The following is a 21,993-nucleotide window of genomic DNA, read 5'->3' as shown; positions in this document are numbered from 1 at the left end:
GCAGGCGACAGCGGGCGGCCGGCGGCGGCCCTAGCAGCAGCGGCGGCCGAGGATGACCAGGTTGCCGTGGCTGGACCCGGGGCCCCACATGCAGTTGTACTTGGTCTGCTCCAGGTTGCCGCGGCAGCCCGGGTTGTAGTAGCAACGCCCCCACCAGTAGTTCCCGATGGGCTTGTTGTAGCACTTGGTGGCGGCGGCGGCGGAGTCCTCGGGCAGGACCATCGACGCGATGCGGTCCGCCAGGTTGTTGATGAGCTTCACTTGCGTCCTTCATGTTGTGGGTTCGGTCTTCGGGAGGTACGGGTCGAGGTCGGGCACCCTCCTTCGTCGCCCGGCTTGCGACACCACGCGCCGCAGCGCCGGCACGCTCACCCGCCTGGTGAGCACCCGGTCCCCGTCGGCGAGGGTGAGGTTCATGCGGTGGCCGTCGATTCTGATCAGCGTGTACGTCGCGCGCAGCCGCGGCACCGCCGGCACCGCGCCCGCGACCACGCAGGTCATGGCGAGCGGCGCCCGCCTCATAGGACCACCGCCTCCTCCGGCTCGCGGTACCCGGCCGCCTGGAGGTTGAACAGGTGGGCGTAGGGGCCGCGGGCGGCGATGAGGGCGGCGTGCGTGCCGGACTCCCGGATGTTCCCGTGTTCGAGGACGACGATGAGGTCGGCGTCGCGCACGGTGTTGAGACGGTGGGAGATGAGCAGGCTGGTGGCCCCGTGACGCCGCCGCCGGGTACGGGCGTGCACCTCGGCCTCGGCCTCCGGGTCCAGTCCGGCGGAGGGCTCGTCGAGGATGAGCAGGTCACGGTGGCCGCGGAACATCGCGCGGGCCAGGGCCGTGCGCTGCCACTGGCCGCCGCTGAGCACGACGCCCGTGTCGGGGTTGTCCTTGTCCTCCTCGCTGAAGAACGTCCGCGTGAGCAGGGTGTCGTAGCCGCGCGGCAGGGAGGAGAGCTTGTCGTCGATCCCGGCCTCGCGGGCGGCCCCGCGGATCCGCACGTCGTCCTCGCGGGCGGGGACGAAGCCGATGGAGACGTTGTCGGAGGCGGACATGTCGTAGGCCATGTGGTCCTGGAACACCCCGGCGATGCGGTGGCGCAGGTCGTCGGGGTGCACGTCCCGGATGTCGAGGCCGTCCCAGGTGATGCTGCCGTGTTGCGGGTCGTAGAAGCGGCACAGGAGCTTGACGAGCGTCGACTTGCCGGCGCCGTTCAGGCCGACGATGGCGACCGACGCGGAGGCCGGGATGAACAGCGTGAGGCCGCGCAGGATCCACGGGTGGTCGTCGCTGTAGCGGAACCACACGTCGGTGAGCTGGATGCCGCGCCTGAGCCGGGGCAGCGGCACGGGGTCGGCGGGCACGGGGAGGTCGGACTCGGCCGAGGTGACGGCGACGTAGTGGCTGAACATGAGCAGGTCCTGGTGCAGCGCGGCCAGGCCGGCGATGAGGCCGTTGAGCGAGGCCTGCACCGCGGCGATGGCGGTGATCAGCAGGGACACGTCGCCGACGCTCAGCGTGCCGGTGCTCGCGGCGGTGACGGCCCAGACCAGGCCGCCGCCGGCGACCGCCGCGCCCAGGAGCGTCAGCAGGCCCTCGACGGCCAGCTCCTTGAGGTCCATCCGGCGGCGGGCCGCGTTGGAGGCGCGCAGCTCGTTCATCATCCGGCCGCGCAGGAACCGGCCGCTGTTGAACAGGCGGATCTCCTTGGCCGCCGGCACCGTGGTGAGCAGCTCGCCGTAGAACATCTGGCGCCGTTCGGTGGGGCCGATGTCCCACATCATCGCGGCGCGCCGGCGTGACAGCCGGAGTTGCGCGATCAGCGCGGGCACCCCGGTCGCCAGGACGACGCCGGTCAGCACCGGGCTGATCACCAGCAGCGAGCCGATCATGCCGACCAGCGTGATCACGGCGCTCGCCGCCCCGAGGCCGCCGGCGACGATCTCCTGCCCGGCCGTGAGGCTGCTCTGCGCGAGCCGGAGCTGGTCGTGGAAGTTCGGGTCCTCGAACCGGCGCAGCCCGGGGAAACGCAGCGTCGCGGAGAAGAGCTGAGCGGTGGTGTACGCGGTGCACACCCTGCCCATCTCGTTGTTGAGGAACTGCATGAGCTGGGGCAGCGCCGCGACCAGGATGCCGGCCAGGGCCAGCCCCAGTGCGAGGGTGCCCAGTTCGCCGGTCGATCCCTGCCCCGCCAGCGAGTCGACGACCAGCTTGGTCAGCCACACCACCGCGATCGGCGCGAGCGCCTCGACGATCACCGCCACGAGGTAGACCGCCATCAGCCCGGGGCCGGCGCGCAGGGCGACCCCCGCCGCCGCCTTGGCGGAGGAGATCATGCGGGCGCTCCGGCGGGCCGGATCGGATCGTGCCCCGTGACCGTCCGGTCCGCGCCGAACGTCATGACGGTCGGGTAGCCGCTGACCTTGAAGGCGGTCTGGATCGCGGCCTGCGGCGCCTCGACCACCACGCGGGCCACCTCGGACAGCCGCGCGACGTCGGCGGCGGCCTCATCGGCGCTGTCGGCGACGACGACGGCGAACACCGTCTCCGGGGCCCGTCGGGCGTGCTGCACGAAGTGCGGCATCAGCTCCTGGCAGGGCTGACAGGCGGGGGAGAAGAACCCGACGAGGACGGGCCCGTCGAGCAGCTCGTCCGAGATCGGCTCGCCGTCGGTCGTGGTGGCGGCGAAGCCCGGCATCCGCTCCCCGACCGCGAGCCCTTCCGCCACGGGCGACGGATACGCCATGCCCGGGGCCGCGGCCTGCCTGCGCAACCGTCGGATGACCCCGACCGTCAGCAGGAGGTTCAGCAGGCACAACACGCCGATCAGGACGACGGCCACGATCAGGTACGGCATCACGAGCTCCCCGAAGCTGCCATGAACAGATCGGCGATGTCGTCGAAGACGATCAGCAGGATGGCGCCGACCAGCCCCGCCGACCCCGCGACGGCGATCCCGGCCACGCTCACCGGACCACCGGCCGTCAGCGCCACCCCGCCCAGCGCGGCCACGAGCAGCAGCAGCCCGTTGCGGACCAGGTGCGCCGGGCCCAGCGGAGTCGCCGACGCGCCGAAGCACCGGCACGGCTCGCGCTGTCCCCGGTGCAGCGACAGGACGATCCACGCGCAGAACGCGACCAGCAGCAGCCCGCTGACCGCCAGTCCCACGCCCGGCAGCGGCAGCAGGGTGCCCACGGTGACGACCTCCGCCGCCACGACCGCCATGGCCGCCGGGCGACGGGTCCGGCGGGGCAGCAGGCTCAGCGTGGCGGCGAAGGCACGCAACGCCGCACCGCTGCGCAGCTTCGAGTACGCGGAGACGGCGAAGACCGTCGTGAGCAGGACCTGGGTCGCCACCAGCACGTGTGACATGACCAAGGATGGTTCCGGGCCGCGCTAGCGCGCGGCTAGCGCGGCGGTAGTTTCAGCAGGCGGCGTGGATGAGGGCTCCCGAGCGTACGAAGGGTACGGCGGTGCCGTTGAGCAGGACTTTGGTGGCCTCCGGCGCGGCGACGGCGATCGCCTTGGCCGGGTCGGTGCTCGCGGTCAGCCAGTTCGCCGCCGAAGGTGTACCCGCCGAACGTCCGCGCCGCCTTCGCGGCCCAGGACTTGTCGGACACGCCGGAGCCGCCGTTCAGGCTGAGCGCGCCGCCGGGCTCCGGGCGTCAGGTGCTGGTGAGGATGACGAGCTGCCGCGTCGCGCGCGTCATCGCGACGTAACGGTCGACCGCCCCCTCGATGCCCTCGCCGAACCTCTCCGGATCGATCAGGACGACCAGGTCGAACTCCAGCCCCTTCGCCAGCTCCGGGCTCAGCGACCGCACGCGGGAGGTCGCCTGGAACGCCGGGTCGCCGATGACGCAGGCGACCCCGTCGTCGTGGGCGGCGAGCCAGTCGTCGAGGATCGGGCCCAGCTCGGAGACGCCCCCGCGGATGACGGGGATGCCGCTCTCGCGGATGGAGGTGGGCACGTTCGCGTCGGGGAGCGCGGCCCTGATGACCGGCTCGGCCTCGGCCATGATCTCCTCCGGCGTCCGGTAGTTGATGCTCAGCGCGGCCAGCTCGACCCGATCGAGCCCCACCCGTTCCAGCCGCTCCTGCCACGACTCCGTGAACCCGTGCCTGGCCTGGGCGCGGTCACCCACGATGGTGAAGCTCCGCGACGGGCAGCGCAGCAGCAGCATCTGCCACTCCGCGTCGGTGAGCTCCTGGGCCTCGTCCACCACGATGTGCGCGAACGGGCCGGCGAGCCGGTCGGGGTCGGCCCCGGGGAGCACGCTCTCGTCGACCAGGCTGACCCGCGCGTCCTGCCCGCGCAGCATCGTCACCAGGCCCTCGCCGTCGTCGTCGGCCTCGATCAGGTTGTCGACGACGTGCGACATCTGCTCGCGCTGGGCGGCCAGCGCGGCGGCGCGGCGGCGCTCGACCCGTGCCGTCTCCGGGTCGCCGAGCCGCTGGCGGGCCGCGTCCAGGAGCGGCAGGTCCGACACCGTCCAGGCCGCGGGGTCCGCGCGTTGCAGCAGCCGGATCTCCTCGCGGCTCAGCCAGGGGGCGCACATCCGCAGGTAGGCGGGCACCGTCCAGAGGTCTCCGACGAGGTCGGCCGCCTCCAGCAGCGGCCAGCCGCGGTTGAAGGTCGTCAGCAGCTCCCGATTGCGCAGCAGCGACCCGCGGAGCAGGTCCTCCGTGACGTTCTCATCGCCCTCGTACTTGTCGGCCAGGATGGTGACGAGTTCCTCCCAGATCCGGTCGCGGGCCTCGTTGTGCGGGGTGCCGGGCTCCGGCGCGTCGAACGCCTCGGCCCAGTCCTCGGCGCTCAGCCAGAGGTCGGACCATGGGGTGGTGACCGCCATGCCCTTGGCCGGCGGGTTCTCGTAGAACCTGACGGCCGGCTCGATCGCCTTCACCATGGCGGCGGACGCCTTGAGCCGGGCCGCCTCCGGGTCGCTCTCGGCCACCGCCGCGGCTCCCTCGGGGACCAGGTCGCGCAGGGTGCAGGTCCGCACACCTTCCTCACCGAGGCTGGGCAGGACGTCGGCGACGTAGGCCAGGTAGGGCTGGTGCGGGCCGACGAACAGCACGCCGCCCCGGCGGTGACCGAGACGGGGGTCGGCGTACAGGAGGTAGGCGGAGCGGTGCAGGGCGACGACGGTCTTGCCGGTGCCCGGTCCGCCGTCCACGACGAGGGCGCCGCGGGAGCTCGCGCGGATGATGGCGTCCTGGTCGGCCTGGATGGTGCCGAGCACGTCCCGCATCCGGGACGAGCGGCTGCCGCCCAGGCTGGCGATGAAGGCGGACTGGTCGTCGAGCGCGGCGTGCCCGGCCAGCCCGTCGTGGGTGAACACCTCGTCCCAGTAGTCGCTGATCAGGCCGCGGGTCCAGCGGTACCTGCGGCGGCTCGTCAGGCCCATCGGGTTGGCGTGGGTGGCGCCGAAGAACGGTTCGGCCGCGGGGGAGCGCCAGTCGAGCAGCAGCCGGCGGCCCGCGCTGTCGGTGAGGCCGAGCCGTCCGACGTACACGGGTTCGGGGTCGTCCGCGCCGACCATGTGGCCGAGGCACAGGTCCAGGCCGAAGCGGCGCAGGGCGCGCAGGCGGGCGGTCAGCCGGTGGATCTCCAGGTCCCGGTCGAGTGCCTGCCGGCCCTTGCCGCCGGGGGCCCTGCGCTCGGCGTCGAGGCGGGCGGACAGTTCGGCGATCGTCTGCTCCAGGGTCGCGGCGACGGCCGCGAAGTGCTGCTCGTCGCGGGCGATCAGCGCCGGGTCGGCCTTGGGCGCGAGGTTGGCGGGAAGGTCAAATGCGCTGGTCGTCAGCGGGTTCACGGTTATCGGCTCCGATCTCCGGTGTGGTCGCTCCCGGCCGGCACGCTCGGCCGGTCCTGGACGTTCGCCTCGGCCAGCAGGTTGGCGGCCACCGCCGCCCCGTCGGCGCGGACCGCGCCAGCCACGGCGTCCGCCCGCGCGCGGGTCTCGGCGGCGAGGGCCGTCTCCAGCGCGGACGTCAGGGACCCGGCGGTCGGGACCGGGCCGTCGTGCGCCACGCCGACGCCCAGACCGGCCACCCGCCCGGCCCAGTACGGCTGGTCCGCCGCCTGGGGCACGACCACCTGGGGCGCTCCGGCGCGGGCGGCCGTCGTCGTGGTGCCCGCGCCGCCATGGTGGACGACCGCCGCCACCCGGCCGAACAGCACCTGGTGGTTGACCTCGCCGACGGTGAAGCAGTCGGCCTCGTCGTCGATCAGCGCCAGGTCGGCCCAGCCGCGGCCGAGCAGCACCCGGCGGCCGTGCGCGCGGACCGCCTCGACGGCCACCCGGGCGACGTCCGTCGCGGCGCTCATGGGCATGCTGCCGAAGCCCACGTACACCGGCGGCGCGCCGGCGTCGAGGAACGCCTCCAGTTCGGCGGGCAGCGGGCGCTCGTCGGGCAGGATCCACGCGCCCGTCTGGACGACGTCGAGGCCCGGCGTCGCCCGCCACGGGTCCAGGACCGGGTCCGTCGCCAGCCACGGCCGGTCGCCGATGACGTAGTCGCGCACGCCGTCCACCGGCGGCAGGCCGATCGTGGCCCGGTTCTTGTTGACCGCCTCCCCGAACAACTCCTCGATGCTCAGGGCGTCCAGCTCCCACAACTCCCGGTTGCCGGTCACCTCCGGCGGGAACGCCCGGCCCGGGTACGCCAGCGGCGCGTGGTCCGGAGACGGCAGGGTGAGCTGCTGGAACGTCACCGCCACGGACCGCACGCCGAGCTTCTCGGCGATCGACCGCGCGCCCGCCACGGCCGGCAGCGGCCCGGTCGCCACCAGCACGTCGCATCCCTCGGCCGCCGCCACGACCGAGTCGAACTGGCCGGCGATCAGCTCGGCCGCGCGCTCGGGCAACGACGACGGCGACGGCGAGGAGGTCATGACGGCCCGCGCTGACCGGCTGACCGGCACCATCGGCACGCCGAAGCCGGCCAGCCGTCGCGCGAACTCCTCGTCCGGCGGGGCGCACACGCACACCTCCGCGCCGCGTTCCCGCAGCCGTACCGCGAGCGCCAGCAGCGGCTCGACGTCACCGCGCGACCCGTACGTGGACAACACCACACGCATTCCGCATCCCCCGTTTCCGCAGGTGTAGCCTTCGGCGGACGATTCTGCGGCATGACCGGGGTCTTGCCGCAAGCCCCCTGGTGCGCTATACGTTGAGAAGGGCAAGGAGTTACGCACTCCCGTTCGCCCCACTTCCCCCGCGATTCCCGCCGCTCTTCGGCGCGCCTGCCGATGGCTCAGGCTTCCGGTGCGGGGGCGGCCGACAGCAGTCTTCGCGCCAGCACCTGGCAGCGCCGGCCCAGCTCCGGAGGGTCGAGCACCTCGAAGTCGTGCCCCAGCAGGAGCATGTGCGTGAGCACGAAGTCGGGATTGACGCCGCCGCTGAGCACCTCGCACCGCTCGCTCCCGCTCGGCCGTACGACGGCGGCCGAGGGCGGGATCTGGGCCCGTACGGTCTCGGCCGGCGCGTGCACGAGGAAGCGCGCCCGGTGCGGGTAGACCCGGCTGGCCACGCTCTCCTGCACGTACGCCGCCGCGTCGGGCGCCGGGCGCGGCCGGAACCGCCAGGTGCGGGGGGACACCTCGGTCATCCGGTCCACGCGGAAGTTGCGCCAGTCGTCGCGGTCGAGGTCGTAGGCGAGCAGGTACCAGCGCCGGTCGGAGGCGACCAGCCGGTAGGGCTCGACCCGCCGCCGGCGTACGTCGTCGCCCGACGGGTAGCTGAAACCGGTCTCGACCTCGTCGCGGCAGGCCCTGGCCAGCGTCATGAGCACCTCGGGATCGACCGGCGTACGTCCCCCGCCGAAGGACTCCACCGAGCCGGACAGCGCGCGCACCTCCTGCCGCAGCCGGATCGGCAGCACCCGGTCGAGCTTGGCCAGCGCCCGGAGCGCGGCCTCTCCTGCCCCGGCGACCGCGCCGCCCGCGCCGGCGAGCAGCGAGACCGCGGTGGCGATGGCCTCCTCGTCGTCGAGGAGCAGCGGCGGCAGATCGCGCCCGGGGCCGAGCTGGTAGCCGCCGCCGGCGCCCTGGTTCGCCCGCACCGGGTAGCCGAGGGCGCGCAGCCGCTCGACGTCGCGGCGTACCGTGCGCGGGGTGACCCCGAGCCGGTCGGCCAGTTCGGGGCCGGTCCAGACCTGGCGCTGCTGCAGCAGCCCGAGCAGGGTCAGCACCCGTTCCGTCGTGCCGCGCTCTTCGCTCCTCGCCCCGTCCATGTCGTTCACTCTGCCAGACGAATGCGGACCGATCCTGTCCGCCCGGGGTGTCAGGGTGACGGCATGGACACCGACGAACTCGACTGGAACCGGACGTTGCGCGAGCAGTGGGAGCACCACTGGGACCACCAGCTCCGGGCCCGGCTCGAGGGCCTCACCGACGACGAGTACTTCTGGTCACCCGTGCCGGACGCCTGGAGCGTGCGGCCACGCGGCAGCTCGACCGCGCAGACGCAGGCCGGCACGGGAGACTTCACGATCGACTACGCCTTCCCCGAGCCGGTCCCGCCGGCCTTCACCACGATCGCCTGGCGGCTCGGCCACGTCATCGTCGGCGTGCTGGCCGCGCGCAACGCGGCCCACTTCGGCGCGCCGGCGGCGTCGTACGAGAGCTGGGAGTACGCCGGCGGCGCGGCCACCGCCCTGGACCAGCTCGAGACCCAGCTCGACCGCTGGCTGACCGGGGTGCGCGAGCTCGGCCCCGCCGAGCTCAGGACGCCGATCGGCGACAAGGAGCCCTTCCCCGAGGCCCCGATGGCCGATCTGGTGCTGCACATCCACCGCGAGCTGATCCACCACCTGTCCGAGGTCTGCCTGCTGCGCGACCTCTACCGGCACACGAACGGAGCCACCCGATGAGCCGCCACTTCCAGGTCACCTTCGACGCCCGCGACCCGAAGGCGCTGGCGTCCTTCTGGCGGGAGGCGCTGGGCTACGTCTTCCCCAGCCCGCCCGGCGTCGACCTGCCCGAGGGCGCCGACCCGCTGGCCGCGTGGGACGACTTCCTCGCGCGGGCCGGCGTGCCGGAGGAGGAACGCGACAGCAGATCGGCCCTGGAGGACCCGGACGGGCCCGACCCTGAGGGCAACGAGTTCTGCCTCGACTGAAGTCACTCGTGGGGGGCCGTTAGAAGATCGCCTCGACCAGCAGCAGCACGCCGAAGACGGCGAACGCGGCGGCGGCGCCGTAGCGGATGACCTTCTCGGGCAGGTGCTTGCCCAGCAGCCGCCCGACCAGGATGGCCAGGGCGTCGGCCGCGACCATGCCCACCGTCGAGCCGATCCACGTGCCGACCCAGTCGTCGTAGCGCGAGGCCAGCGTGATGGTGGCCAGCATGGTCTTGTCGCCCAGCTCGCTCAGGAAGAACGCCACGGTCACCGCGATCAGGGCGTTCCTGGTGGTGCGCTGGGCCTTCTTCGACTCCTCCTCGGTCAGCTCGTCCCCGCGCAGCGTCCAGACGGCGAAGCCGAGGAAGGCCAGGCCCGCCACGATGGAGATGGCCGTCGTGGGGAGCACGTCACCGAGCAGACCGCCCACGGCGACGCTGACCAGGTGCACGACCGCCGTGGCGATCGTGATGCCGAGGATCACGGTCCAGGCCTTGAAACGGGTGGCGAAGGTCATCGCCATGAGCTGGCTCTTGTCGCCCAGCTCGGCCACGAAAATGGCGACGGTACTGATCCAGAACGCTTCCAACGGTCCTCTTCCGCGCGACCGGACCGGAAGCGGGGCGCCCAGGGGAGTTTCGGGCACGTCTTCGGCCCGGCAGCGTCTTTGTCACATGACTGCCAGGCCGAAGGTCTCGTCCGCCCGTGAAAGGCCCGCGCGACCGGGCGCCCGAAAGCGCCAGTGTGTCGATCACGCGATTGGGACTACTCCCCTTCGGTAATTCCAAACCACCATAACAGGCCCGGGCCCGTGGGTTATTCCCCGAGGACGCAACCCACCAGCACCGGCTCGTTGACCAGCAGCACCCCGAACTTCTCGCGCACCCCGTCGCGCACCTCCCTGGCCAGGGCGAGCAGATCGGCCGCGGTGGCGCCGCCGGTGGGGTTGGTGAGGGCCAGCGTGTGCTTGGTGGAGATGCGCACGGGGCCGCGCTCGTAGCCCTTCGGGTAGCCGGCCTGCTCGATCAGCCACGCGGCGGGCACCTTGACCAGGCCGCCGGGCAGCTCCCAGCGCGGATGCCCCGGGGCGCGCACGGCCAGCTCCTTCGCCTGCTCGGACGTGAGCACCGGGTTGGTGAAGAACGAGCCCGCGCTGCGGGTGTCGGGGTCGTCGGGGTCGAGCACCATGCCCTTGCCCCTGCGCAGCTCCAGCACGGCCGCGCGGGCCCGGTCGAGCGGCACCCGGCCGCCGGGCTCCGCGCCCAGCCCCCGGGCCAGCTCCTCGTAGGCCAGCGGGCCGGACGACTCGGACAGGTCCAGCGCGTATGTCACCGCCAGCACCACGTACCTGGACAGGTCGCGCTTGAAGACGCTGTCGCGGTAGGAGAACCCGCACTGCCGGGCCTCCAGGTCGACCACGTGCCGGGTGCGCCGGTCGTAGGCGCGTACGCACCTGATCGTCTGGGCGACCTCCTGCCCGTACGCGCCGACGTTCTGGATGGGCGTCGAGCCCACCAGGCCCGGCACGCCGGACATGCACTCGATGCCCGACCAGCCCTCGCCCACCGCGCGGAGCACCAGCCGGTCCCAGTCCTCGCCCGCCTCGACCGTCACCACGACCTGCTCGCCGTCGCGCGAGACGGCCACGCCCTCGGTGGCGACCTTGACCACCAGCCCGTCGAAACCGTCGTCGGACACCACGACGTTGCTGCCGCCGCCGAGCACCAGCGTGGGGGTGCCGTTCATGTCGGCCTCGGCGATCAGGGACACGAGCTGCTCCGCCGAGGTCGCCTCGGCGAAGTCGCGGGCAGGGCCGCCCAGACGCAGCGTGGTGTACGGCGCGAGCATCTCCATGGGCACCAAGCTTATGAGGCGCGCAGCATGCGCAGCACCCTGTCGTAGGTGCGCCGTGACTCGCGGGCCAGGTAGCCGGGGGGCAGGTCATGCCTGCCGAGCGGCAGCACGGGCGCGGCCTCGTTGGGGACGACCAGGTCGCCGGGCAGGCCGAGGGAGAACTCCAGGTCGGCGTACGCGCCGCAGGAGGCGTCCGCGGGCAGCGCGCCGATCGCCTGCGCCCTGCGTACGGCGATCAGCCCGCCGGTGAGCGCCCGCACCCTGCCCGGCTCGGCCTCGCACCACCGCTCGTCGATCAGGTCCAGGCCCTTCCAGGCCGCCGCCACCGCGCCCTCGGTGACCGCCGCCACCAGTGGGGTGATCGCGTCGCCGCACAGGACGACGTCCGTGTCCATCAGGACGTGCACCTCGGCCTCGTCCAGCCGCAGCAGCTTGGCCCGGCACTCGCCCCAGGTCGCGGCGCCGCCCTGCCAGTGCGGTCGTTCGGCGACGTGCCAGACGGCGATCCGCTCCGGGTGGCGCTCGGCCAGTTCGGTCAGCACGTCTCCGGCGCCGTCCACGTTGCCCAGGTCGAGGGCCAGCACCCGGGCTCCGGTGTGTTCCACGACCGACTGCAGGCAGGCCCTGACGTCCTGCGGCCAGCCGTCCACGAGCAGCCCGACGCCGACCGTGACGCCCTTGGTCTCCACGCGCAGCCGCTCGGCGTTGACGCCCTGCTCGTCGAGGCGGTTGGTGGCCAGCGTGCCGTCCCAGACGCGCTGGGCGTGCAGCATGCCGTCGTCCGGGTCGCCGTGTTGCCCGGGGTCTCCGGAGAAGCCCAGCTCCGCGGCGGGGTTCAGCCGGGCGTGCGTGCCCGTGGGGCGGGTGCCCGCCGTGCCGACGCCGGGTGCCCGCCCGCCACCGGCCAGGGCGCGGGCGGGGCCGCCGGTGGGAGCTCTGGCGGGCGCGCCAGTGGGGGAGCCGGTGGAAGCGCCTGCGGGGGCGCCTGCGGGGGTGCCGCCTGTCGTGTCGCGTCCGGTGCCGGAGCTGCCCGCCACGCTCTCGGCCCGCGCGGGCCGCAGGTGGCCGGGCGGTCTGCCGTCGGTCACCGCGGAAACGGGGATAGATCGAACCGTCGGCCAGACCCGTCGCGCAGCATCACTCATACGGACATGCGCTACCCGGGAGCCGCCCGCCCTATCATCACGCCCGCCGCCCGGACGACCCCGCGCCCCGCGCCGTCAGGAGAGTTGGATCACCGCCCGTGCCTTGGACAGCACCTTCGCCTCGCCAGACCTGGCGGTGAGCCCGATGACCACCCTCTTGTCCTCGAGCTTCTCCTCCACCACCCCGCTGACCGAGATCGTCGCCCCCAGGTCGTCGTCGGGCACGACCACCATCGACGAGAAGCGCACCCCGAAGTCGACCACCGCCCCGGGATCCCCGGCCCAGTCGGTGACGTACCGTCCGGCCTGTGCCATCGTGAACATGCCGTGCGCGATCACGTCGGGCAGCCCGACCATCCTGGCGAAGCGCTCGTTCCAGTGGATCTGGTTGAAGTCCCCGGACGCCCCCGCGTACATCACGAGGTTGACCCGGCGCACGCTGTAGTCCGCGGCCGGCAGTTCCTGCCCGACCTCGACCTCGTCGTACCTCACCGTCGCGGTCATCTCAGCCGGCCCCTCCGCGCTCGACGATCGTGTTGTACGTCACGCACACCGGCTCGCCCGCCACGGTGCGCACCTCGCTCATGACCGTCATCACCTCGTTCTGCCCGGCGGTGCGGATGTCGGTGATCGTGGAGGTCATGACCAGCTCGTCGCCGGCGTGGACGGGGCGGACGTACTCGAAGCGCTGCTCGCCGTGGACCACCATGGCGAGGTTCAGCCCCAGGCCCGGATCGACCAGCGCCTCGCCCCCGCTCTGCAGGCTGAACACGATGGGGAAGGTGGGCGGCGCGATCACGTCGGGGTATCCGGCGGCCTGGGCGGCCTCCCTGTCGCGGTAGAGCGGGTTGTTGTCGCCGATCGCGGCCGCGAACTCTCTGATCTTCAACCGGCTGACCTCGTACGGGGCACTCGGCGGATAGGTTCTGCCCACGAAGTCACGATTCAAGGCCATCGCTGCTCCCTCGCATGTCTTCGTCCCGGCGCTGATGGGGCCGACGCTAACAGAACAAGGTTCGGCTGTCCCTGGGGATGGGCTGCTTTTTGCCCGGCCCAGTTCGGCGGCTGACCATGGAGGAGAACACGACAAACCGGCGCCCAGTAAGAGGACGCCGGTTGTGCGATATGACAGTTGTGGGCGGAAGCCCTGCCCTGGGAGAGCCTTAGCGGGTCTCGCGGTGCGCGCGGTGGCAGCGGCAGTTGGGGCAGTACTTCTTCAGCTCAAGCCGATCCGGGTCGTTGCGCCGGTTCTTCCGCGTGATGTAGTTGCGGTGCTTGCACTCCTGGCAGGCCAGCGTGATCTTCGGCCTAACGTCTGTGGCAGCCACTTGGGAGTGCCTTTCTACGTTCGGGACATGGACACGCCCGTACCCAGGCCGGTCGACCTGGGATTGGGCAGTAGCGGAGGCCGGACTTGAACCGGCGACACAACGATTATGAGCCGTTTGCTCTGCCTGACTGAGCTACTCCGCCTTTGAGCCGGAACGACCCGGCCTGTAGAGGATACCCGACACGGCGAGCACATTCGTAACTCACCCGACCGGGTGGGGTGGTCCTAGTATGCCGCAGAAACCCCGACAGCCGAAATCAATAAGCGACGGCCCCGTCCGCGACCTCCGATGGAGGGGACATCAGCCTAGCAGTGGCTGCGAACCCCCGCAGACCATCACGAAACTCCTCGCTATGCTCCCCGCGAGGAGGGATCTTGAACATCGGTGACTGGCTGGCCAAGGTGCTTCTCTGGGTCGTCGGGCTGGCGGTGATCACCGTGGTCTTGGCGGTGGTGCCGTTCATCTTCCACTGGAACCTCCTTGAGGCCCTGGCGTCGGGCGCCTGCACCGCGGGTTGCTTCGCCGTCAGCATGCTCTACCGGAAATGGAAGGGGCGGTCGGGCCCGCCGCCCGAGTAGGGGTGCGGCGGCTGTCCTGGCCGGCGGTGCGGCGCCGAAGCGGGGTCGTCCGTTGCAGGGTACTCTCCGTGTTCGTACGGTCACGGAGGGATGTTCGGCCGGATGGGGCGGCCCGGTGCGGTCGCCGCGCCCCGCCGTGCTGCCGGAAGGGCAGCGCTTTGGGCTGGACTCGCCGGGGACGGCTGGGCTGATCCTCCATCAGACCGTCTTCCGATGAAAGGGAGTACCTCATGCACCTGACCTCAAGAGCGGCCCTCGCCGTGATCGGCGCCGCGTGCTGCGCCTTCGGCTCCGGGCCGGCCCTGGCGGCGGTTCCGGTGGGCAACGCCCCGATGTGCGTGACCGTCTGGCAGACCACGGGACGCATCACCAAGACCGGCTTCGCCCGCAACGACTGCAAGTCCCGGCTGCGGCTGAAGATCAAGTGGGCGCGCGGAACCGACAGCGACTGCCAGACCGTGGACCCCGGGCAGACCATCTCCGCGAAGGTCCCCCGTGGCGTCCGGGCCTTCGACGGCGCCGACACCTGCTGAGCCGCCGTCACCCACGACGTGACGAAGATCCCTCCTCCGGTCCCGCAGCACTGAAGGAGGGTTCAGGCATGACCGGGCCTTGACGATCATGCGACTAGCGTGGCAGCCATGCCTGACACACCCCGCCGCCCCAGGATCCAATGGCAGGACGAGAGCGAGTACCTGAAGAACAGGAAGAGCCGGATCGTCAGCGAGGCGCCCAGGCCGTCCGAGCCCGACCTGTCGCAGCGGGGCGGCGGGAGAGACGCGGACGAGGGGCCGAACCGCGCGTAGCCGAAGAACGGCCGCGAACCGAGGCCCTCCTGTCGCGATGAGTTTCGTGCGGTTCGCGAGTCTGCTCCGGTGACCGTCGCCGGGCCGTCGTACGACGCCGCCGGGCACGAGACACCACGGAGGACACCATGGCGAGCACGCCCCATGACCCGGCCGAACTGCCCGGTCGCCCGCCCGTCGCCGACCTGGCCACCTGGCAGGCCGCCCGCGACGAACTGCTGGTCCGCGAGAAGGCCCACACCCGCGAGGGTGACGCCATCGCCGCCGCCCGCCGCCGCCTGCCGATGGTGGAGTTCGACGGGACGGTCGAGGTCGTCGGCCCGGCCGGCCCGGTCCCGTTCCTGGACCTGTTCCAGGGCCGCGACGAACTCGTGGTCTACAAGCACATGTGGTACGACGGCGCGCCGCACCAGGGCCAGTGCGAGGGCTGCACCACCACCGCCTGGCACGTGAAGGACGCCGTCTACCTCAACGCCCGCGGCGTCTCGTACGCCGTCCTGACCGCGGGCCGGTGGGACGAGGTGGCCCCCTACGTCGAGTTCATGGGCTACACCGAGCCCTGGTACTCGGTGCGCGGTGTGGCCGCGCCGGTCGGCGACGACATGGGACGCATCACCTGCTTCCTGCGCGACGGCGACCGCACGTTCCTCACCTACTCCACGACGGGTCGCGGCAACGAGCCGGTCAACGGGTCCCTCAGCCTGCTCGACATGACGCCCTACGGCCGCGGCGAGGCGTGGGAGGACCATCCCGAGGGCCGGCCCGAGGGGCGGCACCCGTGCTGGTACTGGCGCTCGGCCGCGGACGGCTCCGCCACCTGGGGCCCGACCAGCCGTCCCGTGCCGCAGTGGACCCGTCCCGGAGCGACCCCGGCGGAGACCCTCGGCCGCACCGGCGACCACCACTGACCGGCGGTCCGCCGGGGACCTGATCAGGACATGGCGCCGAGTCGCGCGCGGACCTGGGCCAGCAGGTCGTAGGGGAGCGGGGCGTAGCCGTTGATCGCGAGGTAGGACTGTCCGGCGTCGCTCGAGGTGTAGTTCAGGAAGGTGCGCACCACCGGGTCGGTGTCCCGCGCACAGATGATCTCGTACGTGGCCAGGACGAGGGGGTAGGCGCCGGGGGTCTCGGTCAGGTAGTCGAGCCGGACCACGACGTCGCCCTCCCGGCCCGTGTTCTGCGCGCCTCTCAGCGTCTTGGTGGCGCTGCCGGGCGAGAGCGCGACGAACTGCCCGGCCGCGTTGCGCAGCTTGGCGACCTTCAGCCGGGCGCTGCTGGCGAAGCCGTACTCGACGTACCCGATCGAGTCCTCGCTGTGCTGGACGGCCTGCGTCATGCCCGCGGAGCCGACGACGCCCAGTCCGGGGCCGGTCCACTTCCTGGACGGCTGGTGCGGCCAGCGGCCCGCCGCCTCCAGGTAGGACAGGAAGTTGTACGTGGTGCCGGAGTCGTCGGAGCGGTGGAAGGCGCGGATGGCGGTGCCCGGCAGGCGCGTGCCGTGGTTGTCGGCGGCGATCCTGGCGTCGTTCCAGGTGGTGATGCGCCCGCTGAAGATGCCGGTCAGCGTGGCGGGCGAGAGCTTCAGGTCGGGCACGGACGCCACGTTGTAGACCAGCGCGATGGGGCCGATCACCATGGGCAGGTGCACGGCGCGGTCGCCGCAGCGCCGGTCGGCGAGCGCCTGCTCCTGCGCGTCCATCGGGACGTCGGAGCCGGCGAACGCGCTGCGCCCGGCGATGAAGTCGCGGATGCCGGCGCCCGAGCCGTTGGCCTCGTAGGTGACGCGCAGCCCGGGGTGGGTGCGCTCGAAGTCGGCCCGCCAGGCTTCCATCGCGCCCTTCTGGGCCGTCGAGCCGGAGCCGTGGGCGGAGTTGGTGATCATCGGGCTGCGGCGGTCGTCCTCGCTGGTGAGCAGGACGACGCTGGCCACGGCGACACCGGCCGCCACCACGATGGCGACGGCCATGGCCGTACCCGCGAGCCAGCTCGATCGTGCCATCCCACCCAGGCTAGGGACCGGGCGTGGCGCGGCGGCTGAGTCACATCTCAAATCTCGGACTTGAACGCTTTGTCGTCGATATGCGTGACGTACTCGCGGGAGAAAACGCGAAACGCCCGACCCCGTGATTCTTCGGGTCGGGCGTCAGATGCCTGGTGAAGTGCGAGCCCCCAAACGGAATCGAACCGTTGACCTTCTCCTTACCATGGAGACGCTCTGCCGACTGAGCTATAGGGGCCTGTCCGGCGCTGCGGACAGGTGTAACCATACACGGCACTCACCGATGATGCGAACTCGTTCGGGCCGCCACGACAGGCGTCGTACGGCGGCGTGCGGGAAGATCGATCACCTCGCACAGGTCGGCCAGATCGAGGTGCCCGGCCACCTCCGCCACGGAGGTGCAGTCGGCGACGAGCCACCCGTCTTTGAGCACCCGGAGCACCTGCCGCCCCGCCCGCACCGCGCCCACGACCTCGTAGCCGTCGAGCCCGACCCATCGCCTGTCCATAGCGGCACACATTAGCCGTGTGGTCTCTCAATTTTCGCCGTGTCACAGGCGTTACCGGCATACCGAATCGGTACGAGCCGCATTCAGTACCGGTAGAACCCGGCGAAGTCCTTCTTCCGGGCGATCTCGTCGATCCGGACGACGGCTCCGGTCTCCGGCGCGTTCATCATCTTCCCGTCGCCCAGGTAGACGCCCACGTGGTGGGTCCTGACCGTCCGTTTCGTGATCTTGCCGAAGAACGCCAGGTCACCGGGTTCGGGGGAGGAGACGCGGCGCATCCTGCGCACGTGGGCGTCGGTGTTGCCCGGCCCCAGCACGTCCGCGCCGTACGCCAGCGCGTAGACCCAGCGGGTGAAACCCGAGCAGTCGAGCCCGCGGGTCGTGGCGGCGGGGCAGGGTTTGACGCGGCCCCGGTAGCCCCGGCAGGTCCCCTTGGAGGGGCCCGGGGCGACGCCGTGGCCGCCGCCCCACGAGTACACGATCCCGCGCTGCTCGATCTCGTACGCGATCCGTACGACGAGCGGCGGCAGGGGCAGTTCCAGCGGCATGGAGGCCGTGGCGGTCAGCAGGAGCAGCGCCGCCGCCACGGCGAGCCGCCGCCTCATGCCGTGTCCTCCCAAAGTCTGACTCTTGGGATAGATACTGCCTTATCGGGCTTTAAGCGTGAGTCTCACCGAGCCGACCGTCACGTTCATGCCCACCGTGCCCGTCGGCTTCCTGGGCTTGGTGGTGAACGTGAACGTCTTGTGCTGCCCGCGCGGCAGCTCCGCGACCCGGCAGCTCACCGCCGTGCCGCTGTGGTCGCAACCCGGCGCGCGGACCACGTTCTGCCCGCCGAACGCGCGTCCCGAGACCTTGATGTCCTTGACCGGGTGCGGCCCGGTGTTGGTGATCGTGACCGTGTAGGTCTTCCTGTCGCGTGCCTGGCCCGACACCTTCACCTCGGCGGGCGGGTTGGCCAGCGTGGCGAGCGCGGACTCCGTGCCGTTGAACGAGTTGCCGCCGCCGACCAGCGGGCCCTTGTCCGCCGACTGCCAGAACGTGTGCTTCTTCCAGCTCTTCGGCAGCTCGCCCGGGTCGCTGCCCCAGCGGGCCAGCCACAGGGGGTTGGAGCGGAACTTGTCGGAGTCGCCGGTGCACGTCCGCCACCAGCTCGTGGTGGTGTAGATGATCGCGTGCCGGCCGGTGGCCGCGCGGTACTTCTTGGTGAAGTCCTTGAGCCAGGTGACCATGTCCTCCACGGACAGGCCATAACAGTTGTTCTTGCCGTTCGTATCCTTGTACGGGTTGTCCTCGATATCGAGGACTCCCGGAAGGGTTTGGCCATCGCCGGCCCAGTTGCCGCCGTTCCGCAGGAAATATTCGGCCTGCGCTGTCCCATCGGTTTCGTGGGGTTGCGCGAAGTGATAGGCGCCACGGATGAGCCCGGCCGCGGAGGCGCCGTCGTACTGGGCCTGAAAACGCGGGTTGGTGTAGTCGGTACCCTCCGTGGCCTGCACGAACGCGAACTTCCCGCCCCCGGTCGCGACGCTCGCCCAGTCGATGTCGCCCGTCCAGTTGCTGACGTCGACACCGGTTACTCCGTCGGCCGCCTGAGCGACCCCCGGCATACCGAGCGTAACAATTGCCGCGAATAACAAGAGACGTTTCACGCGGGAGATCATTGCGGAGCGGCGCACAATTTCGCAAGTCCAGAAATGTCAATTGTTTCGGCGGTCGAGACGCGGAAGACCGGGCCGAGTCCCAGGGGCCGCGCCCCGGCCGTCCACTCTCGCCAGCGCTCGTCCCCGACCTCGTCGTCCAGGTGGATGGGGTGCCGCGTGCGCCGCTCGTACCGGTGCCTGGCCAGTTCGGGGGTGGCCTCGCACCACACCTCGCGGACGCGCCGGCCCGGCTCGACGCCCGCCCGCGCCAGCCCGGCGAGCACCACGGGCCGCAGTGGGGCGAGCCAGGGGCTCTCCATGACCGCGCCCCGCCCGGCCATGGCCAGCAGGGTCCACATGCTCTCCCCGGCGGCCGTCCCCAGGCGGGTGCTCCACTCGCGCGGGGACGTGCCGGGCGGTCGCTCCAGGGTGTCCGCCAGGGTCTCCTTGATGGCGTCCTTGCTGATGACCGGCCAGCCGAGCGCCCGCCCGAGCGCGTGCGCCACCGTGGTCTTGCCGGACCCGGGCAGGCCGTTGACGAGCACGACGAGATCACCCATGGGGGCATGGTCGCACCGGGTGCGGAATTCGTCCGGGGAACGCCGGGAAACCGCACTTCAGGGCCGGAAAATTGGGCACGTGGCCCGACGTCCCCCGGAGGGCGTTCGCGCAGGTCAGAGCCGTTTGTGAAGGTGACATTCGCGTTTGCCAAACCGGGTGAAGGCTGCACAAACTGGGGCTCGATCCTAAATCCGCCCCCGACCAGGGGTTTCTTCGTCATGCCCGGAGGAGGGCGACCATGATCCATGCCCGTGGACTGACCCGAGAGTTCAAGGTGAAGAAGGAGACCGTGCAGGCCGTACGCGGCATCGACCTCGACGTGGAGGCCGGCCAGCTCGTCGCGTTCCTGGGGCCGAACGGCGCAGGAAAGTCCACGACCCTGCGCATGCTCACCACCCTGCTGCCGCCCACCTCCGGCACCGCCACCGTGGCCGGCCGCGACGTGGTCTCCGACCCCCGGGGCGTGCGCGCCCGCATCGGGTACGTCGGCCAGGGCAACGGCGCCGGCGAGGAGTTCCGCGTCCGCGACGAGCTGGTCACCCAGGGCCGCTGCTACGGCATGCGCCCCAGGGAGGCGTCCGTACGCGCCGACGAGCTGCTCGACCTCCTCGACCTCGCGCCGCTGGCGGGACGCCTGCCCGGCACGCTGTCAGGCGGCCAGCGCCGCCGCCTGGACATCGCGCTCGGCCTCATCCACCGTCCCGACCTGCTGTTCCTCGACGAGCCCTCGACCGGCCTCGACCCCAAGAGCCGGGCCGAGATCTGGCAGCACATCCTGCGCCTGCGCGAGACGTACGGGACCACGCTCTTCCTGACCACCCACTACCTGGAGGAGGCCGACAACATGGCCGAGCGGGTGGTGATCATCGACGGCGGCCGGATCATCGCGGACGGCACAGCCGAGCAACTCAAGAACGACCTGGCCGGCGACCACATCGTGGTCACCGCCGGCTCCGGGGAGGAGGCGGACCGGGCCGCCGGGATCCTCGGCGGTTCCGCCGACGGCCGCACCGTGCGCGTGCGCGTCGCCAACGCCGCCGCGGCCCTGCCCGGCTGCCTGCGCACCCTCGACTCGGCGGGCGTCAAGGTCGCCGCCGCCGAGACCGTCCGCCCCACCCTCGACGACGTGTTCCTCACCCTGACCGGGAGAAGCCTCACCGATGACGACATTCCTGCGTGACACCACCACCGTCTTCTCCCGCGAGATCCGGCCCAGCCTGCGCAACCCGGTCGGGCTGATGTTCGACATGGGGCAGCCGCTGCTGTTCCTGTTCCTGTTCGGGTCGCTGCTGGACGGGGCGGTCGGCTCGTCCTGGCAGTGGTTCGTGCCGGGGATCCTGGTCATGATGTGCCTGACCGGGCCGATGAGCGCGGGCTACACGCTGCTGGTCGAGCTGATCGGGGGCGCGATGGAGCGTCTGATGGTCACCCCGCTGAACCGCACCGCGATGCTGGTCGGCAAGAGCGTCAAGGCCATGCTCACGCTGCTCGTGCAGGCGGTGCTGATCATCGCGCTGGCGCTGCCGCTGGGCTTCGAGCTGCACCTCGCGGGCGTGCTGGCGGCGCTGGCGCAGCTCGTCGTCTTCAGCGTGGGGCTGGGGGCGTTCTCGTTCGTGCTGGCCATCAGATCGGCGCCGGGCGGCACCCTGTTCTACGTCGTCAGCCAGTCGATCATGTTCCCGCTGCTGCTGCTCTCGGGGGTGCTGCTGCCGCTGGAGAGCGCGCCGGGCTGGCTGCGCGCGCTCGGGCAGGTCAACCCGGTCACCTACATCGTGGACGCCCAGCGCTCGCTGTTCGCGGGCGACCTGTCCGACCCCTCCGTGCTGTACGGCTCCGCGGCGGCGGGCGTCGTCGCCGTGCTCGGCCTCTACCTGGGCAACCGTGCCCTGAGGCGAGGCGTATGAGCTGGTTTTGACAGCCGTTTCCCCTGGCCGCGAGAGTGAGCCGGTGACTCATGTGGTGGCTTCGCACACGGTGCCGTGGATCCCGGTGGCGCACCGGCTGGACGTGATCCGCTCCGACGCCCTCCCGCCGGCCGGGCGGACCACGTCGGCGTTCGCGTTCGTCTCCGACGACGCCGGGCGCACGCTGATGACGTGCGTGGACCGCGAGGGACGCGGCTGGGACATCCCGGGCGGTCACCTGGAGCCGGGCGAGAGCCTGGCGGAGGCAGCGGCCAGGGAGTTGTGGGAGGAGACCGGCCTGCGCCTGCCGCCCTCCGCCCTGTCGATCTTCGCCTGGCAGCGCATCGAGCTCCTGGAGTCGCCGCCCGCGGACTACCGGTACCCGGCGCTGGCGTACATGGCGATGTTCCGGGCGCTGCTGCCGGGGCCGGGCGCGCCGACGTGCCCGCCCGCGGGCTCCGAGAGCACCCACGCCCGCTGGCTCTCCAGGGCCGAGATCGAACGCGTCTGCCCCGGCCACACCTGGCTGGCGCTGCTCTGAA

Annotated in this window: 28 protein-coding genes and 2 tRNA genes; 9 read left to right on the top strand and 21 right to left on the bottom strand. The window is 71.6% G+C overall.

Translation table 11 applies throughout. From position 1 onward, the window contains the following. Window positions 1-30: 30 nt before the first annotated feature. From FAF44_RS19175 to FAF44_RS19140, 8 genes are all read right to left on the bottom strand, one after another. Window positions 31-261 carry a hypothetical protein gene (locus tag FAF44_RS19175; protein ID WP_237104563.1) on the bottom strand — a complete coding sequence of 77 codons (231 nt, stop codon included), beginning with the start codon at window positions 259-261 and terminating at the stop codon, window positions 31-33. Window positions 262-270: 9 nt separating this feature from the next. After that, the gene (locus tag FAF44_RS19170; protein ID WP_237104562.1) at window positions 271-522 is read right to left on the bottom strand and encodes a hypothetical protein; all 252 of its coding nucleotides are present in this window, start codon (window positions 520-522) and stop codon (window positions 271-273) included. Continuing rightward, complete coding sequence (locus tag FAF44_RS19165) at window positions 519-2,330, bottom strand: ABC transporter ATP-binding protein (RefSeq protein WP_237104561.1); 1,812 nt, start codon at window positions 2,328-2,330, stop codon at window positions 519-521. The genes FAF44_RS19170 and FAF44_RS19165 overlap by 4 nt, the downstream gene beginning before the upstream one ends. Then, window positions 2,327-2,851: a thioredoxin domain-containing protein gene (locus FAF44_RS19160; protein ID WP_237104560.1), complete on the bottom strand. Its 525-nt coding sequence runs from the start codon at window positions 2,849-2,851 to the stop codon at window positions 2,327-2,329. The genes FAF44_RS19165 and FAF44_RS19160 overlap by 4 nt, the downstream gene beginning before the upstream one ends. Beyond that, on the bottom strand, window positions 2,851-3,366 hold the full coding sequence (locus tag FAF44_RS19155; protein WP_237104559.1) for a MauE/DoxX family redox-associated membrane protein: 516 nt from the start codon (window positions 3,364-3,366) through the stop codon (window positions 2,851-2,853). The genes FAF44_RS19160 and FAF44_RS19155 overlap by 1 nt, the downstream gene beginning before the upstream one ends. A gap of 293 nt (window positions 3,367-3,659) precedes the next feature. Next, window positions 3,660-5,813, bottom strand: coding sequence for an RNA polymerase recycling motor ATPase HelR (gene helR / locus FAF44_RS19150; RefSeq protein WP_237104558.1), 2,154 nt, complete (start codon window positions 5,811-5,813; stop codon window positions 3,660-3,662). Window positions 5,814-5,815: 2 nt separating this feature from the next. Beyond that, window positions 5,816-7,081 carry a glycosyltransferase gene (locus tag FAF44_RS19145; RefSeq protein ID WP_237104557.1) on the bottom strand — a complete coding sequence of 422 codons (1,266 nt, stop codon included), beginning with the start codon at window positions 7,079-7,081 and terminating at the stop codon, window positions 5,816-5,818. Window positions 7,082-7,257: 176 nt separating this feature from the next. Further along, window positions 7,258-8,235, bottom strand: a complete 978-nt coding sequence (locus tag FAF44_RS19140) for a YafY family protein (protein WP_237104556.1) — start codon at window positions 8,233-8,235, stop codon at window positions 7,258-7,260. Between the two features lie 63 nt (window positions 8,236-8,298). Between FAF44_RS19140 and FAF44_RS19135 the strand changes: the two genes are divergently transcribed. Next, complete coding sequence (locus tag FAF44_RS19135; RefSeq protein ID WP_237104555.1) at window positions 8,299-8,874, top strand: DinB family protein; 576 nt, start codon at window positions 8,299-8,301, stop codon at window positions 8,872-8,874. Further along, window positions 8,871-9,122, top strand: a complete 252-nt coding sequence (locus FAF44_RS19130) for a VOC family protein (RefSeq protein ID WP_237104554.1) — start codon at window positions 8,871-8,873, stop codon at window positions 9,120-9,122. Before FAF44_RS19135 ends, FAF44_RS19130 begins: the two co-directional genes overlap by 4 nt. Before the next feature lie 19 nt (window positions 9,123-9,141). Here the strand turns inward: FAF44_RS19130 and FAF44_RS19125 are convergent, their stop codons facing one another. From FAF44_RS19125 to FAF44_RS19095, 7 genes are all read right to left on the bottom strand, one after another. Further along, complete coding sequence (locus FAF44_RS19125) at window positions 9,142-9,711, bottom strand: TMEM165/GDT1 family protein (protein WP_237104553.1); 570 nt, start codon at window positions 9,709-9,711, stop codon at window positions 9,142-9,144. Window positions 9,712-9,938: 227 nt separating this feature from the next. Continuing rightward, complete coding sequence (locus tag FAF44_RS19120; RefSeq protein WP_237104552.1) at window positions 9,939-10,976, bottom strand: UDP-N-acetylmuramate dehydrogenase; 1,038 nt, start codon at window positions 10,974-10,976, stop codon at window positions 9,939-9,941. Window positions 10,977-10,987: 11 nt separating this feature from the next. Beyond that, a complete protein-coding gene (locus FAF44_RS19115; protein ID WP_237104551.1) occupies window positions 10,988-12,064 on the bottom strand; it encodes a glycosyltransferase family 2 protein in 1,077 nt (358 codons plus the stop codon). Window positions 12,065-12,196: 132 nt separating this feature from the next. Further along, window positions 12,197-12,625: a MaoC family dehydratase gene (locus FAF44_RS19110; RefSeq protein ID WP_237104550.1), complete on the bottom strand. Its 429-nt coding sequence runs from the start codon at window positions 12,623-12,625 to the stop codon at window positions 12,197-12,199. Window position 12,626: 1 nt separating this feature from the next. Then, a complete protein-coding gene (locus FAF44_RS19105) occupies window positions 12,627-13,076 on the bottom strand; it encodes a MaoC family dehydratase N-terminal domain-containing protein (RefSeq protein ID WP_237104549.1) in 450 nt (149 codons plus the stop codon). 208 nt (window positions 13,077-13,284) lie between these two features. Then, window positions 13,285-13,449: a 50S ribosomal protein L33 gene (rpmG, locus tag FAF44_RS19100; protein WP_019632658.1), complete on the bottom strand. Its 165-nt coding sequence runs from the start codon at window positions 13,447-13,449 to the stop codon at window positions 13,285-13,287. Between the two features lie 71 nt (window positions 13,450-13,520). Further along, window positions 13,521-13,594: transfer RNA gene (locus tag FAF44_RS19095), tRNA-Met, on the bottom strand. Window positions 13,595-13,826: 232 nt separating this feature from the next. Between FAF44_RS19095 and FAF44_RS19090 the strand changes: the two genes are divergently transcribed. The 4 genes from FAF44_RS19090 (at window position 13,827) to FAF44_RS19075 (ending at window position 15,744) form a co-directional block, all read left to right on the top strand. Then, entirely contained in the window at window positions 13,827-14,030 is a 204-nt protein-coding gene (locus FAF44_RS19090) for a hypothetical protein (RefSeq protein ID WP_237104548.1), read from the top strand. Between the two features lie 230 nt (window positions 14,031-14,260). Next, window positions 14,261-14,563, top strand: coding sequence for a hypothetical protein (locus FAF44_RS19085; protein ID WP_237104547.1), 303 nt, complete (start codon window positions 14,261-14,263; stop codon window positions 14,561-14,563). A 108-nt stretch (window positions 14,564-14,671) separates the two neighbouring features. Further along, window positions 14,672-14,836: a hypothetical protein gene (locus FAF44_RS19080; protein ID WP_237104546.1), complete on the top strand. Its 165-nt coding sequence runs from the start codon at window positions 14,672-14,674 to the stop codon at window positions 14,834-14,836. A gap of 128 nt (window positions 14,837-14,964) precedes the next feature. After that, window positions 14,965-15,744 carry a DUF899 family protein gene (locus tag FAF44_RS19075; RefSeq protein ID WP_237104545.1) on the top strand — a complete coding sequence of 260 codons (780 nt, stop codon included), beginning with the start codon at window positions 14,965-14,967 and terminating at the stop codon, window positions 15,742-15,744. Between the two features lie 23 nt (window positions 15,745-15,767). Here FAF44_RS19075 and pstS read toward each other — a convergent pair whose 3' ends face one another. From pstS to FAF44_RS19045, 6 genes are all read right to left on the bottom strand, one after another. After that, entirely contained in the window at window positions 15,768-16,835 is a 1,068-nt protein-coding gene (gene pstS, locus FAF44_RS19070; RefSeq protein ID WP_237104544.1) for a phosphate ABC transporter substrate-binding protein PstS, read from the bottom strand. Window positions 16,836-17,000: 165 nt separating this feature from the next. Next, a tRNA-Thr gene (locus FAF44_RS19065) sits at window positions 17,001-17,073 on the bottom strand. A 39-nt stretch (window positions 17,074-17,112) separates the two neighbouring features. After that, a complete protein-coding gene (locus FAF44_RS19060; RefSeq protein ID WP_237104543.1) occupies window positions 17,113-17,343 on the bottom strand; it encodes a transposase in 231 nt (76 codons plus the stop codon). An 83-nt stretch (window positions 17,344-17,426) separates the two neighbouring features. After that, window positions 17,427-17,948, bottom strand: coding sequence for a C40 family peptidase (locus FAF44_RS19055; protein WP_237104542.1), 522 nt, complete (start codon window positions 17,946-17,948; stop codon window positions 17,427-17,429). A gap of 42 nt (window positions 17,949-17,990) precedes the next feature. After that, window positions 17,991-18,953 carry a lysozyme gene (locus FAF44_RS19050; protein ID WP_237104541.1) on the bottom strand — a complete coding sequence of 321 codons (963 nt, stop codon included), beginning with the start codon at window positions 18,951-18,953 and terminating at the stop codon, window positions 17,991-17,993. A 50-nt stretch (window positions 18,954-19,003) separates the two neighbouring features. Then, entirely contained in the window at window positions 19,004-19,546 is a 543-nt protein-coding gene (locus tag FAF44_RS19045) for an ATP-binding protein (protein WP_237104540.1), read from the bottom strand. Window positions 19,547-19,785: 239 nt separating this feature from the next. On the opposite strand from FAF44_RS19045, the gene FAF44_RS19040 reads away from it, so the two are divergent. From FAF44_RS19040 to FAF44_RS19030, 3 genes are read left to right on the top strand one after another with little or no spacing between them, the layout of a single operon-like run. Beyond that, window positions 19,786-20,727: an ATP-binding cassette domain-containing protein gene (locus FAF44_RS19040; RefSeq protein ID WP_237104539.1), complete on the top strand. Its 942-nt coding sequence runs from the start codon at window positions 19,786-19,788 to the stop codon at window positions 20,725-20,727. Beyond that, complete coding sequence (locus FAF44_RS19035; RefSeq protein WP_237104538.1) at window positions 20,708-21,451, top strand: ABC transporter permease; 744 nt, start codon at window positions 20,708-20,710, stop codon at window positions 21,449-21,451. Before FAF44_RS19040 ends, FAF44_RS19035 begins: the two co-directional genes overlap by 20 nt. A 43-nt stretch (window positions 21,452-21,494) precedes the next feature. Then, entirely contained in the window at window positions 21,495-21,992 is a 498-nt protein-coding gene (locus FAF44_RS19030; RefSeq protein WP_308193341.1) for an NUDIX hydrolase, read from the top strand. The last annotated feature ends 1 nt before the right edge of the window (window position 21,993 follow it).

The sequence above is a fragment of the Nonomuraea sp. MG754425 genome, from assembly GCF_021699195.1.
Lineage (GTDB): Bacteria > Actinomycetota > Actinomycetes > Streptosporangiales > Streptosporangiaceae > Nonomuraea.
Note: the sequence above shows the minus strand (reverse complement) of the source record. Positions and strands in the feature narration are given on the sequence as shown.

Excerpts from the sequence above, each read along its gene's own strand:
- pstS (WP_237104544.1), bottom strand. The coding sequence starts at position 16,835 with ATGGCACGATCGAGCTGGCTCGCGGGTACGGCCATGGCCGTCGCCATC.
- FAF44_RS19145 (WP_237104557.1), bottom strand. The coding sequence starts at position 7,081 with ATGCGTGTGGTGTTGTCCACGTACGGGTCGCGCGGTGACGTCGAGCCG.
- FAF44_RS19170 (WP_237104562.1), bottom strand. The coding sequence starts at position 522 with ATGAGGCGGGCGCCGCTCGCCATGACCTGCGTGGTCGCGGGCGCGGTG.
- FAF44_RS19120 (WP_237104552.1), bottom strand. The coding sequence starts at position 10,976 with ATGGAGATGCTCGCGCCGTACACCACGCTGCGTCTGGGCGGCCCTGCC.
- FAF44_RS19165 (WP_237104561.1), bottom strand. The coding sequence starts at position 2,330 with ATGATCTCCTCCGCCAAGGCGGCGGCGGGGGTCGCCCTGCGCGCCGGC.
- FAF44_RS19110 (WP_237104550.1), bottom strand. The coding sequence starts at position 12,625 with ATGACCGCGACGGTGAGGTACGACGAGGTCGAGGTCGGGCAGGAACTG.
- FAF44_RS19040 (WP_237104539.1), top strand. The coding sequence starts at position 19,786 with ATGATCCATGCCCGTGGACTGACCCGAGAGTTCAAGGTGAAGAAGGAG.
- FAF44_RS19135 (WP_237104555.1), top strand. The coding sequence starts at position 8,299 with ATGGACACCGACGAACTCGACTGGAACCGGACGTTGCGCGAGCAGTGG.
- FAF44_RS19080 (WP_237104546.1), top strand. The coding sequence starts at position 14,672 with ATGCCTGACACACCCCGCCGCCCCAGGATCCAATGGCAGGACGAGAGC.
- FAF44_RS19130 (WP_237104554.1), top strand. The coding sequence starts at position 8,871 with ATGAGCCGCCACTTCCAGGTCACCTTCGACGCCCGCGACCCGAAGGCG.
- FAF44_RS19060 (WP_237104543.1), bottom strand. The coding sequence starts at position 17,343 with ATGGACAGGCGATGGGTCGGGCTCGACGGCTACGAGGTCGTGGGCGCG.
- FAF44_RS19050 (WP_237104541.1), bottom strand. The coding sequence starts at position 18,953 with ATGCCGGGGGTCGCTCAGGCGGCCGACGGAGTAACCGGTGTCGACGTC.
- FAF44_RS19035 (WP_237104538.1), top strand. The coding sequence starts at position 20,708 with ATGACGACATTCCTGCGTGACACCACCACCGTCTTCTCCCGCGAGATC.
- FAF44_RS19160 (WP_237104560.1), bottom strand. The coding sequence starts at position 2,851 with ATGCCGTACCTGATCGTGGCCGTCGTCCTGATCGGCGTGTTGTGCCTG.
- FAF44_RS19085 (WP_237104547.1), top strand. The coding sequence starts at position 14,261 with ATGCACCTGACCTCAAGAGCGGCCCTCGCCGTGATCGGCGCCGCGTGC.
- FAF44_RS19105 (WP_237104549.1), bottom strand. The coding sequence starts at position 13,076 with ATGGCCTTGAATCGTGACTTCGTGGGCAGAACCTATCCGCCGAGTGCC.
- FAF44_RS19075 (WP_237104545.1), top strand. The coding sequence starts at position 14,965 with ATGGCGAGCACGCCCCATGACCCGGCCGAACTGCCCGGTCGCCCGCCC.
- FAF44_RS19155 (WP_237104559.1), bottom strand. The coding sequence starts at position 3,366 with ATGTCACACGTGCTGGTGGCGACCCAGGTCCTGCTCACGACGGTCTTC.
- FAF44_RS19045 (WP_237104540.1), bottom strand. The coding sequence starts at position 19,546 with ATGGGTGATCTCGTCGTGCTCGTCAACGGCCTGCCCGGGTCCGGCAAG.
- FAF44_RS19055 (WP_237104542.1), bottom strand. The coding sequence starts at position 17,948 with ATGAGGCGGCGGCTCGCCGTGGCGGCGGCGCTGCTCCTGCTGACCGCC.
- FAF44_RS19140 (WP_237104556.1), bottom strand. The coding sequence starts at position 8,235 with ATGGACGGGGCGAGGAGCGAAGAGCGCGGCACGACGGAACGGGTGCTG.